General features: G+C 65.3%; 11 protein-coding genes. 6 read left to right on the top strand and 5 right to left on the bottom strand.

Features of this window, described 5'->3' with window-relative positions:
• Window positions 1–3: 3 nt before the first annotated feature.
• Window positions 4–1,059, bottom strand: coding sequence for a glycosyltransferase (locus QCD75_RS16420; RefSeq protein WP_301230361.1), 1,056 nt, complete (start codon window positions 1,057–1,059; stop codon window positions 4–6).
• A gap of 224 nt (window positions 1,060–1,283) precedes the next feature.
• Between QCD75_RS16420 and QCD75_RS16415 the strand changes: the two genes are divergently transcribed.
• From QCD75_RS16415 to QCD75_RS16400, 4 genes are all read left to right on the top strand, one after another.
• Window positions 1,284–3,515, top strand: coding sequence for a hypothetical protein (locus QCD75_RS16415; protein WP_301230360.1), 2,232 nt, complete (start codon window positions 1,284–1,286; stop codon window positions 3,513–3,515).
• Window positions 3,516–3,519: 4 nt separating this feature from the next.
• Window positions 3,520–4,278, top strand: a complete 759-nt coding sequence (locus tag QCD75_RS16410; RefSeq protein WP_301230359.1) for a glycosyltransferase family 2 protein — start codon at window positions 3,520–3,522, stop codon at window positions 4,276–4,278.
• A 2-nt stretch (window positions 4,279–4,280) separates the two neighbouring features.
• Entirely contained in the window at window positions 4,281–4,718 is a 438-nt protein-coding gene (locus QCD75_RS16405; RefSeq protein WP_301230358.1) for a DUF2304 domain-containing protein, read from the top strand.
• Between the two features lie 94 nt (window positions 4,719–4,812).
• Entirely contained in the window at window positions 4,813–6,762 is a 1,950-nt protein-coding gene (locus QCD75_RS16400) for a DUF7657 domain-containing protein (protein ID WP_301230357.1), read from the top strand.
• A 9-nt stretch (window positions 6,763–6,771) separates the two neighbouring features.
• Here the strand turns inward: QCD75_RS16400 and QCD75_RS16395 are convergent, their stop codons facing one another.
• Both QCD75_RS16395 and rfbA read right to left on the bottom strand, forming a co-directional pair.
• Window positions 6,772–8,220: a DUF2142 domain-containing protein gene (locus QCD75_RS16395; protein WP_301230356.1), complete on the bottom strand. Its 1,449-nt coding sequence runs from the start codon at window positions 8,218–8,220 to the stop codon at window positions 6,772–6,774.
• 116 nt (window positions 8,221–8,336) lie between these two features.
• The gene (gene rfbA / locus QCD75_RS16390; RefSeq protein ID WP_301230355.1) at window positions 8,337–9,206 is read right to left on the bottom strand and encodes a glucose-1-phosphate thymidylyltransferase RfbA; all 870 of its coding nucleotides are present in this window, start codon (window positions 9,204–9,206) and stop codon (window positions 8,337–8,339) included.
• Between the two features lie 57 nt (window positions 9,207–9,263).
• Between rfbA and rfbB the strand changes: the two genes are divergently transcribed.
• Both rfbB and QCD75_RS16380 read left to right on the top strand, forming a co-directional pair.
• Entirely contained in the window at window positions 9,264–10,262 is a 999-nt protein-coding gene (gene rfbB, locus QCD75_RS16385; RefSeq protein ID WP_301230354.1) for a dTDP-glucose 4,6-dehydratase, read from the top strand.
• 2 nt (window positions 10,263–10,264) lie between these two features.
• Window positions 10,265–11,668 carry a bifunctional dTDP-4-dehydrorhamnose 3,5-epimerase family protein/NAD(P)-dependent oxidoreductase gene (locus tag QCD75_RS16380; protein ID WP_301230353.1) on the top strand — a complete coding sequence of 468 codons (1,404 nt, stop codon included), beginning with the start codon at window positions 10,265–10,267 and terminating at the stop codon, window positions 11,666–11,668.
• Between the two features lie 71 nt (window positions 11,669–11,739).
• Here QCD75_RS16380 and QCD75_RS16375 read toward each other — a convergent pair whose 3' ends face one another.
• The gene (locus QCD75_RS16375) at window positions 11,740–12,339 is read right to left on the bottom strand and encodes a GtrA family protein (protein ID WP_301230352.1); all 600 of its coding nucleotides are present in this window, start codon (window positions 12,337–12,339) and stop codon (window positions 11,740–11,742) included.
• Window positions 12,336–13,988, bottom strand: a complete 1,653-nt coding sequence (locus QCD75_RS16370) for a DUF2142 domain-containing protein (protein ID WP_301230351.1) — start codon at window positions 13,986–13,988, stop codon at window positions 12,336–12,338. The genes QCD75_RS16375 and QCD75_RS16370 overlap by 4 nt, the downstream gene beginning before the upstream one ends.
• Window positions 13,989–14,028: the final 40 nt, after the last annotated feature.

Genomic DNA, 14,028 nt, shown 5'->3' with positions numbered 1-14,028 from the left:
GGCCTAGCCTGCATCAGCCACCGGGCCGGAGGGCAACGTGGCCGGCGCCTTGTGCACGGTCTTGCCGAGCGGGCCCAATGCCGGATCGCTCACAATCAGGTATGCGGGCTTCCCCATGGCCATATTCACGTTCACGCCCACGTATTCCGCGATGACCCCCAGGGCAAAAAGGATGGCCCCGGTGCTGACAAGCAGCACCACCATGGTCGAGGTCCAGCCCTGTTGTCCGGCTCCGTGGCCGGTCAGGTACGCGATCACGAAGTAGATGGCGAGTCCGATGCCCGCGAGCGCGAAGACGGCTCCGACCAGGCTGACCATGCGAAGCCCGCGTGTGCCGCTGGAGATCACCATGCGCCAGAAATGGGAGAGCAATGAGCGCAGGCGGTAACCCGAGCGGCGGTCGCCCTCCTCGCGCAGCATCACCGGGCAGGTCGCCGTCTTATCGGCAATCCAGCCCATGGCGACGTCGAGGTAGACACCGTGGCCGGCATAGGCGGCCACGGAGCGTGCGACTTCGCCGGTCACCAGGCGGAAGCTCTGGTAGCTCGTGGCATCGTCGCTGGAGAGCAGGAAACGAACCGTGCGCTTGGCACTCTTGGACGCCATGTTCCGGAGGACACCGTGCGGGGCCGGGTTGCTGGGCATCGCATACGTGACGGAAGCGTTCTCGGCCATGGCGGTGTCGAGCAGATCCGCGATGGCCGCGGGATCATGCTGGCCGTCCTCATCCATGGTGACAACCCAGTCGCCGCCGGCGGAGGCCATTCCGGCCAGGGTGGCAGCATGCTGCCCGAAGTTCCGGCTCAGCCAGACGCCACGGACAATGTCAATGGAACTCGTGAGGGACCGGATAACGGCGGCGGAATTGTCGGGTCCGTGATCGAAGACCAGCAGGACTTCCGAGACCACGTAATCGTGTCCGCCCTTGGTGGTTGACACTTCCCGATACGGGAGAAGTTCATTGACCACTCCGACCAGAGTCTTCTCGCCCTGGTATACGGGGATGACCACGGATATGCGATGGGGCGTCGAGTTGGTCTCTGGTTGAGCGAGTGTCATATCAGGAGATTCTACCGGCTCCTGTCATCACCGTTGTCGCAGGGGCTCTCCGGTGGAGCCGGTCCGCGCCGTGCCGGGGCCGTTGTTTGGAGCCCGGGAAGGTCCACTCGGGTAATATGAACCTGTCCCTCGCGCGCCGTCCTGCGGTGGACGTATGCCCAAACTGAACGGATCGTGAATTGCAGCCTTCCCTATCGTCCTCGTCGCGCAACAGGAAATGGCTATTGCTGACCGCCGGATCAGTGTTGGTGCTGAGCCTCATTCCGCTCATATTCTACGGCCGCTTCTATTTTCAGGACGACACCGAAAACGGCGCCTACGGGGTCTGGTACCACCTTGGTGAAAGCCTTTTCCAGGGGAAGGTTCCGGTCCTCAACCCGGCAGTCTGGTCGAGCGGAAATTACATTGCCGAGGGACAATGGGGCACCTGGAACCCTTTGGTCATGCTTTTCGGCGTCCTGGCGTACATCAGCCCGAATACGGTGGTCCTGACCACTGTCCTGAAGGTCATCATGCTGGTGGTGGCCGGCATGGGGACCTTCGTCCTGGCCCGGAGCTATTCGCTGTCCCCGGAGTGGGCCTTCGTCGCCGGTATTGCCGTACCGCTGAACGGCTTCACGATGTACTTCGATGCACCCTCGTGGGTGACAGGGGCGCTCGTGTGGGCCATCTTCCCCTTCTTCTGGGCCGAACTGCGACAACTGATGGTCGGCAAGAGGAACCCGTTCTGGGCTTTCGTCACCGGGTACCTCATTGTCACCGTGGGCTATGTGGCCGGCACCGTCGCGATCGGATTCATTTTGCTCGCCGTTGGTGTTGAAACCCTGATCCGCAAGGCCTGGCGCCCGGCGATCCGCATCGCGGTGACCGGTGTTTCGATGGGACTCGTGGCCGTTGTCGTGTTCCTGCCCGGCGTGCTGACCGCGGCGGTGACAACGCGTGGAACCACCGGCATTTCCAACGACGATTATATGAGCATCGATTTCAACAGTCTGCTCATGGCACCGATCGCCACCGCGTATCCCCAGCTTCTCTCGTGGTGGTGGCCCGGGACGGGCGCCACCAGCCCCGCTGCGTACATCGCGTGGTTCCTGCCGGCGATCGCCTTCGTGAGCTGGAGCCGATTCAAGAAGCTGACCCCCGAGCTGCGCGACCTCTTCTTCTTCCTGGCCGCCGCCGTCGCCTTCGTCCTTCTGCCGACGACGATCGGGCCCCTCCGGTATCCCGCCCGGTTCATGCCGTATGTGGCAACCGGGGCGGTGCTCCTGGTGATCGTGGCACTCGCACGCGCACGGCGGCCGCATATCGGGCGCCCGTCGCTGTTTTTCGCGCTAGGCCTCGTAGTGCTCGGATCGTACCTCGGCTGGGCGCAGGTCCCATCGCGTTATTTCACGATTCTTGTTGCGGCCGTCCTCGTCGCGGGAGCGCTCACGGCCCTGTGGTGGCTCCTGAACCATCCTGAAGCGCAGTCGCACCGCTGGAACAAATTCGGCCTGAGCGCCCTGTCGCTGATCGCCATCGGTGTGATGCTGGCTACGACCGCCACCACCCTGCTGCAGCACCGGACGTCCGCCAAGAGCGGCCTCTCCATCGCCAACCAGCCGGCAGATGTCTCCACGTACAAGGGCGTGCTCAAGGGTGTCCAGAACGACGTCCTGGTTGTCGGTGACGCACTGGACTACCCGCAGGAGAAGGCGACGTGGGAACAGACCCTCATGGCCAATGCCTGGTACCTCAGCGACGCCAGCGTGATGAACCGCTACCAGCTGGTAGGTTTCTCGAAGTTCAACGAGCTCCTGTGCCTGCGCTATTTGGGCGGCACGTGCCCGGAGCTGGCGGAGCGGCTCTTCCACCGCCGTGCGGAAACGGGCCTGATGCTGGTTGATGAGATGCACATCGACAATGTGCAGATCCTCAAGGAGTCGTTCAACCGGCCGCAGGTGGCCATGGCGTCCAACAACTACGTCTCGCGGAAAGAGGGATTGGAGATCCCCCCCGTTCCTGCCGGCTGGCACGTTGCCGCAGAGACCGATGGAACCGTGCTGTGGAGCCGGGACATACCTCTTGGCCCGGCCGGCGGCCTGAGCTGGAGCCAGCCCGGCACCCGCCTGACCGAGGTCTCCAGGGACGACACCAAAATCGTGCTCAAGGTCGATGAGGTTCCGGCTGGGGGCGGCCGTGCTGCCCTCAGCCGGCTGCCCTGGCCGGGCTACACCGTGGATGGGGCAGCGTTGATGGAGCGTCCCGTGGGCGGGTACCTGCTCGGGCTGGAAATCCCGTCAGATGCCCAGGGCAAGCTCATCACCGTCAGCTTCGAGCCGCCCGGCTGGCGGATCGGCATTCCTGTCTGGGCTGTCGCCGTCGCAGGAATGCTGGGCTGGAGCTTTGTGGCCATGCGGCGTTCACGCCGGGATCCGTCGGGGAAGCCGGAAACAGTACATGAGGGGACGAAGTAGCAACATGACAGAAGTCGGGAGCAAAGTGCGTTTTCCAGCCGCGACCAGGGTCTTGGTGATCATGCCGGCGTGGAACGAGCGGGACTGCATTGGCAACACCGTCCGGGAGGTCCTCGACCTCGGGCGGGACTACGACGTTCTCGTCGTTGACGACGGTTCCGACGACGGCACCCCGGAACTTGCCGAGGCCGCCGGTGCGCATGTCCTTCGGCTGCCCTTCAACCTCGGTGTCGGCGGCGCGATGCGGGCCGGGTTTAAGTACGCGCACCGGATGGGCTACGACGCCGTCGTGCAGGTGGACGCGGACGGGCAGCACGACCCCAAGGATATTCCGTCGGTGATTGCCGGCCTGGAGCATTCAGATATTTCGATCGGGGCCCGGTTCGCGGAGAAAGGGCAGTACACAGTCAGCGGACCCAGGAAATGGGCGATGCGCTTGCTCGCTGCCGTGATTTCCCGGATCGCCGGCACAGAGCTGACGGATGTGACCTCAGGGTTCCGCGCCGGCAACGTCCGCGCGATTTCCCAGTACCTCAAGCATTATCCCGCCGAGTACCTGGGCGACACGATCGACTCGCTCGTAGTGGCGATCCGCTCAGGGTGCGTCGTTTCGCAGACCGGAGTCGAGATGCGGCCCCGTCAGGGCGGGCAGCCCAGCCACAACCCGGCCAAGTCGGCGATCTACCTGGTCCGGTCATTGTTGGCACTGCTGTTTGCCATGACCCGCGGCAAAGCCCGCACACCTCACGAAAGCGATATCTGACCGTGGAAAGCATTGCAGCCCTCATCTTCTCCTTGCTTGTCCTGGGCAGCGTCGTGTTCCTGCTCCGCGGCAAGGGCCTGCGGGAAAAGTACGCCTTTTTGTGGCTGCTGGTCGGTATCGCCAGCCTTGTGCTTACGGCGATCCCAGGCATGCTGCGGGGGGTCACTGCCCTGTTCGGCGTGCAGGTGCCGTCCAATCTGCTCTTCGCGATGGGCATCATCTTCCTGACCGGCGTCGCCCTGCACCTCTCGTGGGAGGTATCCGTTCTTGAAGAAGAGGCGCGCACCCTGTCCGAGGAAGCCGCCATCGGCCGCGTCCGGCTTGAAGAGCTCGAACGCAAGGTCGAGGCCCTGTCGTCTGCCGCCGGCGATGCGGGCCGGGACGCGCCGGCCGCTCCGTCGGCTGCGACAGAATGGCAGCCGCAGCGGCCCACTGAGTGATCGCCAGGATTAATCTGACTATCAGCCTCCCAGCAGCACGTCCGGATGGACGTGCGCGCGATGGTGTGGAGCGCACGGAGGAACTTAGTTGAAAATGAGATTTCCCACGCCTGTTGCCGATGCGGGCCGCAGCTTCCACCGCTGGGTTTGTGTCAATGACCGTCTGGCGCGCCTGATCACGGTGCTGGTCTTCGTGGCCCTCGTGCTGTTCGGCATCACGACGTCCAATGTTGGCATTTCAGAACTTCGGCAGGATCCCGCCAACCCGCTGGGCTGGCAGTTCGGCAAGTCCCGGCCGATCCGGTCCGATGAGATCCACGCCTTTTCGGCCATTGTCATCTCCATCCTGGCGACCCACGGCGCCCCGAGCCTCAGTCCGCTCGCCGCGCGGGCCGATCTGGTGCACCGGTTCCCGACCGACGGTTTCTTTGAGCAGTTCGTCTTTTTCGACTCGACCATGCTCCGTGCCGCCGCGGTCGTTCCCGAGCAGATGCTCTTCGCCGCGCACTGGTGGCTCCCGTCGCTGATCCTGCTGCTGGCCATGCCGACCTGGTTCCACCAGCTCGGCCGCTCCCGCCGCTTCGGTTGGTTCGCCGCGATCCTGATTGTGCTGTCGCCGTCGAGCGCGTGGTGGTCCCTGATGCCAGTAGCCCTGATCGCCTACACGCTGGGCGGCTGCGTGCTCATGATCGCCGCCTTCCAGCGCTTCGGGAAGGGACAGCGGCTGGCCCCGGCCGGGATGGCGGTCCTCGGGGGCATCCTGATCGCGGGCCTGCCCAGCTTCTATGCGCCGTGGTCCCTGCTGCTCGGCCTCCCGGTCCTGATCGGCTCGACGCTGTGGATCCTGCTCCGCGGCGGCGGCTGGGCACCCCGGCTGAAATCGGTGCTCATCACCGGTGGCACTGCCGTGGTCTTTGGCGCTGGAACGCTGTTTGAGAACCGGGAAGGACTCCAGGCCCTGTTCAGCACGGTCTATCCGGGCTCGCGGCGGGTGGAATCGGATGCCCAGCCGCTGGGCCGTATTCTCGGGGCTCCGGCCCTGGGGCCGCTGCAGTACAGCGAACCGGTCGGCATCAATGCGAGCGAATTGTCATCCTCTTTCACCGTGTTCTTCGTGTGGATCCTCATCATCCTGCTGGCCGCACAATGGCGGCTGACCTTCCGGGACAACATCGTCGAATGGACGTTCGGAACGTGGTCCGCGATGTGGATCGTCTGGATCAGCCTGGACCTTGGCCCCATGAGCCAGAAATTCCCGCTGCTGAACCTCGTCACGCCGCCGAGGGCAGCCCAGGTGGTGGGCGTGCTCGCGGTGATCCTCGTGGGCCTCCTGCTCAGCCGGTGGTCCCCGCCGGTGACATGGCGCGTGCCGCTCCTGGCCGGCGCGGCCTGCGGCCTTGCCTCAGGGTACGCGGCGTCGTTGCTGAAGGCGTCGGATTTGCCGTCGCTGTCGACCACGCTCATACTCCTGGTGTCGGCCGCGGTCGGCGTGGCGGTCGCTGCCGTGACGAAATACCCCCAGCGGCTGTGGCCCCTGGCGCTCTGCGTCGTCCTGGCAGCCCTGCCCGTGGCACGGGCGAACCCGGTACTTGCTGGCCTGGGCGATCTGCGGGCCTCTGACACCGCCAAGGCAGTGGCGGCACAGGCGCCTGCGGCGAGGGCCGAGGGGAAGCTCTGGGCAGCTGACAGCCCGTCGCTGAACACCCTGTTGCTGGCCAACGGGATGCCGTCCCTCTCAGGACTCCAGCGGTCCGGCCCGGACGTGGCGGCGTGGCAGAAGCTGGATCCCACCTCGGAATTTGCCAACAAGTGGAACCGCGGGGGCGGCTACATCTTCTTCGCGTGGGCTCCGGGCCAGCCGACGTCCTACGAGACGAACGACTTCGACGCCGTCGGGGTCGGCATCGATCCCTGCACGCTCAAGGGTGCCTGGCAGAACCTCGACAGGATCATCTCCTCGCGGCCGCTCGAAGCAGCGTGCCTGACCTTGGATTCTGAACTTCAGTGGCAGGGAAAGCCTGCCTACGTCTACGCCGTCCGATGAGGTCAGGCCTCAGGCCGGGAGGTCCGTCCGGCGTTCCGCGCGGACAGCCCGGCGCAGCAGCCACAGCGCCAGGACCAGCATCACGGCGAAGCCGGCAAGACACAGCAGCGTGCCGCCCGGGGGCTGCCAGGACGGGTTGGTGATCATCTCGAACCAGCGGCGGTCGACCGCCCATCCTGTCACATAGCGCCGCAGGGTGTGCGCGAAGGTCCAGAACTGGAAGACGGCAACGAGGATTGCCGTGGCGTTGAGGATCGCCGCGGCCTGCGGCGAGAACCCGCGGGCATCCATCCGGTCCAGCGCGATGCCGCAGACCATCAGCAGCGGGACGAAGACGGCGAGGATGTACCGGCCCTGCCAGACGATTCCGATCGTCCGGACAGCCTCGGCCTGGAGCAGCGGCGGAAGCAGTAGCAGGGCGGCGAGCAGGAAGACCGTTGCGCTCCGCCCGCGGCCCCTGGCCAGCACGACGGCGGCCATCACGAGCGCCGCGCCGAGCCCCAGCCAGAGCACAAACGCCCCCATCGGCGCCGGCACCTCCAGCCAGCCAAACTGTCCGACGTATCCCGTGGCGTAGTCAAAAGTCCGGTCCAGCATGATCTCTGCGCCGGTGAGCGGGGAGGAACCTGCCGCTTCGAAGGGATTGCTGGAGAGGCTGTCATGCCGCGTGAGCCAGTAGAGCGCGAAGGCGCAGGACAACCCAATCGCCGCGGTCCCGGCCCACACCCAGGCGTTGCGGCTCAACGCCCTGATCTGCGGCCAGGTGCCAAGAATGCCTGCTGTGACGGCCATCAGCGCCAGCCAGAGCAGGGACAGGCCTTTGGTGTTCGCCAGGACGCAGGCGGCCGCTGTGATGACGGGGACTAAGCGCCGGTAGGCGCCCGGTTCAGCCGAACGCTCCAGCAGCAGCACCAGGTGGGCCAGCAGGGCGGCCGAGGTGGCGTATTCCAGGGAATTCGGGTTCACGGCCCCGTTGAGGAACAGCACCATCGGTGTCATCGCGGCGGCTGTGGCGGCCACCGCCCATTTCCGGCGCCGCAGCCCGGAGAGCGCCGAAAAGGCAGAGGCGAGGAACAGGCAGCTGAGCAGGGCACTGACGAGCCGCATCCCGTACACGGCGGCCGCGCCGTTGTTCAGAAGGGACGGCAGCCCGACAACGGCGTAGTAGAGCGGGTTGTAGTTGCCGGCGGAGGTCCGGGCGTCCGCCAGGGCGCTCCGGTCGCCGCTGAACGGCGGGACGCAGGACGGCGGCGTGTCCTTCTTCTGGGCGAAGCAGCCGAATGTGTCGTAATAGCCGATGCCGGCCGGCACCGTAACAAGCTGGAACGCGCCGCCGCCCGGCATTTCACGGCCAGTGAGTTCGCCGCGGACCACGGCGGCAGCCTTGATGACGTGGGCGGGTTCGTCGGGCACCCCCATCAGCGGGGTGGCAAAGGTCCAGGCGCTGGAAAGGCCCATGAGGACCAGGAAAGCCCACCAGAACGTTCGACGCCGGCTGGTTCCGGTCGCACGGTCAGCCGGGCGTTCGTCGGCCGCGCTGTCAAGATCCTGTCGTCGACGCCCCGGCGCCTGGATCAACGACCGTTTTCCAGCAGCCCGAGGAGGTAGCTTCCGTAGCCGCTCTTCATGAGCGGTTCGGCACGTTCGCGGAGCTCATCGTCGCTGAGGAAGCCCAGGCGCCAGGAGATCTCTTCAGGGGCGCCGATCTTCAGTCCCTGGCGGTTCTCCGTCGTCCGGACGAAGTTGGACGCGTCATTGAGGTCGTTGAACGTTCCGGTGTCGAGCCACGCAGTGCCGCGGGGGAGGATCTCGACCTGGAGCTTTTCGCGCTCGAGATAGGTCCGGTTGACATCCGTGATCTCAAGCTCGCCGCGAGGTGACGGCTTGAGGTTCCGGGCGATCTCGACGACGTCGTTGTCGTAGAAGTAGAGGCCCGGCACGGCGTAGTGGCTCTTGGGCTTCGCCGGCTTCTCCTCAAGCGAGATGGCCTTGCCGCTGGCATCGAACTCCACAACACCGTACGACTTCGGGTCGGACACCCAATAGCCGAAGACGGCGCCGCCCTGGATGTTCTCGAAACGGCGCAGCTGGGTGCCCATTCCCGGTCCGTAGAAAATGTTGTCACCAAGAACCAGCGCGACAGGCTCGTCGCCAATGTGCTCGGCTCCGAGCACGAAGGCCTGTGCCAGACCGTCAGGGGAGGGCTGCTGCTTGTACGTGAGGCTGATACCGAACTGCGAGCCGTCGCCCAGGAGCCGCTCGAACTGCTCGGCGTCGTGCGGGGTGGTGATGATCAGGATGTCCCGGATGCCGGCCAGGATCAGGGTGGAGAGCGGGTAGTAGATCATCGGCTTGTCGAAGACCGGCATCAGCTGCTTGCTGACGCCGAGTGTAATCGGATGGAGCCTTGAGCCGGTACCGCCGGCCAAAATGATTCCGCGCATACTGCCCATCTTTCCTGCTAACTCGTGCATCGGCCAAATCCGGTAACCTTTGAAACTATGCAGCGACTACTAGTAACCGGCGGCGCCGGCTTCATCGGCTCCAATTTTGTCCACTACGTTATGTCCACGACGGACAACTTCGTGACGGTCCTTGACAAGATCACGTACGCGGGCAACCTGGAGTCGCTTAAGGATCTTCCGGCCGACCGTTTCGCGTTCGTCAAGGGCGATATCTGCGACCAGCCGCTGGTGGATGAGCTGGTGGCCGCCCACGACGTGGTGGTGCATTACGCCGCGGAGTCACACAATGACAACTCGCTGCAGGACCCGCGTCCGTTCCTGGACACGAACATCATCGGCACGTACACCCTGATCGAGGCGGCCCGGAAGCACAACAAGCGCTTCCACCACATCTCGACGGACGAGGTGTACGGCGACCTGGAACTTGATGATCCGGAGCGGTTCACCGAGAACACCCCGTACAACCCCTCGAGCCCGTATTCCTCCACCAAGGCCGGTTCGGACCTGTTGGTACGGGCCTGGGTCCGGTCCTTCGGGCTGCAGGCGACGATCAGCAACTGCTCGAACAACTACGGCCCGTACCAGCACGTGGAAAAGTTTATTCCGCGCCAGATCACCAACGTGATCGACGGGATCCGCCCGAAGCTGTACGGCAAGGGCGAGAACGTCCGGGACTGGATCCACGCCAATGACCACTCCTCGGCGGTGCTGGCGATCATTGACAAGGGCCTGATCGGGGAAACCTACCTGATTGGCGCTGACGGTGAGAAGAACAACAAGGAAGTCGTGGAACTGATCCTGGCGCACATGGGCCAGCCGCGGGACGCGTATGACCACGTGATCGACCGGCCCGGTCATGACATGCGCTACGCGATCGACTCCTCCAAGCTCCGCACTGAACTGGGCTGGAGCCCGCAGTTCTCAAACTTCGACGCCGGCATTGAGGACACCATTGCCTGGTACCGGGCCAATGAGGACTGGTGGCGGCCGCAGAAGGCCGCCACGGAAGCCAAGTACAAGGAGCAGGGCCAGTAGGAATGGAGTTTCAGAAACAGCTCTCCGTCACGGAGACCCCCATCCCGGGGGTCCTCCTTCTCGACCTTCCGGTCCACGGGGACAACCGCGGCTGGTTCAAAGAGAACTGGCAGCGCGAACGGATGCTGGCCGCCGGCCTGCCCGATTTCGGGCCGGTCCAGAACAACATCTCCTTCAATGACAAGGCCGGCACCACCCGGGGCATCCATGCCGAGCCCTGGGACAAATTCGTCTCGGTGGCCACCGGACGGATCTTCGGTGCCTGGGTGGACCTGCGGGAAGGCCCGAGTTTCGGCACGGTCTTCACCGCGGAACTGGATGCGGGCAAGGCGATCTACATTCCGCGCGGCGTCGCCAACTCGTACCAGACCCTGGAAGACGACACCTCCTACGTCTACCTGGTCAACGACCACTGGTCCGCGGATGCGGAATACACCTTCCTGAACCTCGCGGACGAGACCGTCGCCATTCCCTGGCCCATTCCCCTGGACCAGGCCGAGCTCTCCGAGAAGGACAAGGCCCACCCCCGGCTGGCGGACGTCGTCCCGATGCCGCCGCGGCGGACGCTGGTGCTGGGGGCGGGCGGACAACTGGGCAAGGCACTGCGGGCTGCCTACGCCGGCGATACGAGCGTGGAGTTCGCTGACCGGAGTGAATTCGATGTGGCCGATCCGGCGTCTTTTGCCAGCCGGAACTGGCGGCGGTACACCGCCATCATCAACGCGGCGGCCTATACCGCGGTGGACGAGGCGGAAACGGAGGAGGGCCGCCGCACGGCGTGGGCCCTCAACGTCACGGCCGTCGCTGAACTGTCCAAGGTTTCGGCGCGCTACGGGCTGGTGCTGGTGCACGTCTCCAGCGATTACGTTTTTGACGGCTCCCTGAAGAGCCACAGCGAGGATGAGGGGCCCGCGCCGCTGGGCGTCTACGGCCAGACGAAGGCCGCAGGGGACGCCGCCGTCAGCGTGGTCCCCAGCCACTACATCGTCCGCACCAGCTGGGTCATTGGGGAAGGCGGCAACTTTGTCCGCACCATGGCCGCGCTGGCGGCCAAGGGAGTTGCCCCGACGGTGGTCGATGACCAGGTGGGCAGGCTGACGTTTGCCGAGGACCTTGCCGCCGGCATCAGGCACCTCCTGGAGGTCAGGGCCCCTTATGGCACCTACAACCTGACCAACGACGGCGAGCCCCAGTCCTGGGCGGATGTCGCCGCGGAGGTCTTTGAACTGGTGGGGGCGGCCCGCGGGGATGTCACCGGCATCTCCACCGAGGACTACTTCCGGGGGAAGTCAGCGGCACCCCGGCCGCTCAACAGCGTCCTGGAGCTGGACAAGATCAAGGCGACGGGATTTGCCCCGGCCGACGCCTCGCAGCGGCTGGCGGACTACCTGCGCAACCCTGCGTAGCGCTGCGAAATTTGGAATGCGGAAGGCCCGGACTGGATCCCAGTCCGGGCCTTCCCCGTCATGGCGTTGTCCTAGTTGGACTCCGGCCGCTTCCATTCCGGGTCCGCCGGGGGCCTCATCGCGTCTGAAGCGTCCGGCACAGTCCCGTCCGGCACAGTCCCGTCCGGCACCGTCGGCCGGGCGCCGGCGGACCCTGCGGGCAGGTGTTTGTGTTCATGGGTGCCGTGGTGGGTCGCCTTCTTGCCAAATACCCAGTGCTGGTAGAGGAAGTAGTTCCAGACGGTCATGGCGGCCGTGGAGATGACCTTGCCGCCCATGTAGCCGAGGGGCGTTGGTGTCAGCAACTGCACAATGAGGACCGTGGCGAGGGTGTTGGCCGCCACCAGCATTCCGTAGCGGATCATGCTGACATGGGTGCGGTGCGTGGATTCGAAAGAGAACTTACGCTGCAACAGGAAATTGAACACCAGGCTGGTGAGGAATGCGGTGGCGCTGGCAATCCCGACCTCCCAGTGGAAGACCTCGCGAAGGAGGACGAGGAGGCCAAAGTCGACGGCGAATGAAAGCCCGCCCACGATCAGGTAGCGGATGGCGCTATGGCCAAAGAACTTCCCCAGCAGCCTCTGGGGCTTGTCAGTCGTTGCGGGGTCCGAGGGTGTCGTACGGCTCATGGTTTGCCCGTCCTGACGGGCAAGGGGCGTTCGTTCCCGGGTGCGGGGGAGGCAGGGCCACGGCCGCCGGGCAGTCCGGAATCCACGGCCGGCAGGGACGGCGCTGCCAGGGCCGCGGCCGGGGCGGCAGTCGCCGCGGCGGATACCGAGTTGCCCCGGACATGGCGCAGCAGGAGGAACGCGCCGAGAACGGTGGCGGCCACAAAGACAGCAACGACCGCCAGGGTCCCCAGCGGGGGCTGCCACTGCGGATTGCCGATCATGTCACCCCACCGGATGTCCATGGCCAGGCCGGTCACGTAGCGCCGCAGGACCCAGACGAAGGTCAGGACCTGGCACAGCGCGAGCAGGACAACGAGGGTGTTGAGTGCAGGCACCGCGGGCGCGGGCCACGGCCGGGGATTCGCGTTGTCCAGCGCGACCCCCGCGAGCATGAGGCAGGGGACGAAGATCGCCAGGATGTAGCGCCCCTGCCACACCATTCCCTGGTCGGTGATGATGACGGCCTGCAGCAGGATGGGGAGCAGGAGCAGGGCCGCGGAGAGGAAGATGGTGGCGATGCGGTAGCGGCCCCTGCCGTAGATGATTCCCGCGAGGGCGGTGGCGAAGAAGACCGCGGTCCACAGCGCCATGACGCCGGTGGGGGCGTCCAGCTCGAGCCAGCCGAACTGGCCGATGTAGCCGTGCATAAAGAGGAATGTCTTGTCGAGCATGATTTCAGCCCCGGCATCAAAGCCCAGTCCGGCGCCGTCGAAGGGTTTGCTTGCGAGGCTGTTGTGGCTGGCGACCCACCAGAGCGCGTAGGCGCATGACAGGCCGATGACAGCGGCTCCGGCCCACACCGCCGGCCGGCGCAGCAGGGCTTTGAGTTCGGCTGCGGTGCCGAGGATGAGGACGGCGACGACGACGACAAGCAGCCAGAGCAGTGAGAGGGCCTTGGTATTGGCGAGCAGCGCGGCCGCGACCGTCGTGGCGACCAACGGCACCACGAGGGCGCGGCCCTGCAGGGACCCCTTCAGGAGAAGCAACAGATTCGCCGCGATGGCTGCCGTTGTCCCGTATTCCAGGCTGTTCGGGTTGACGGAGCCGCCCAGGAAAAGGGTCATCGGGGTGACGGCGGCGGCCAGGGCCATGATGGCCCACTTGTTGCGCGGCAGGCGGGACAAGGCGGAAAACGCCAGTGCCAGGAAGATGCTCGTCAGGAGGGCGCTCACGAGCCGCATGCCATAGACGGCTTTGAAACCGCTGGTCAGCAGCGAAGGCCAGCCGACAGCGGCGTAGTAGACGGGGTTGTACAGGCCCGCGGTGGTCAGCCCCGAGACTATTTCGGTGGGATCTCCCGGGACGGCCGGCGAGCATTTCGGGGTGGCCGCGACGTTTCGCACAAAGCACGTGATCTGGTTCGTGTGCTCGATATATCGAGGAACCTGGACGGCCAGGAGCGGACCGCCCTCGCCTGTCTGGGCGCCGACCAGTTCACCGCGGACCACGGCGGCGGCCTTGACGATGTGGGCAGGTTCGTCGGGGATCGATGAGATCGGCGACGCAAGCGCCCAGCCGGAGCTCATCACGAAGATGACGAGCAGCGGCCACCAGAACCATCTGGCACCGGGGTTGCGGTCCGGTGGACTCAAGATGGCATGCGTCAAGGTGCGGGCTCCTCAGAGAATTGGCGGCAAGATCCGTGCT

The organism is Arthrobacter sp. PsM3 (genome assembly GCF_030433895.1).
Taxonomy (GTDB): domain Bacteria; phylum Actinomycetota; class Actinomycetes; order Actinomycetales; family Micrococcaceae; genus Arthrobacter.
Note: the sequence above shows the minus strand (reverse complement) of the source record. Positions and strands in the feature narration are given on the sequence as shown.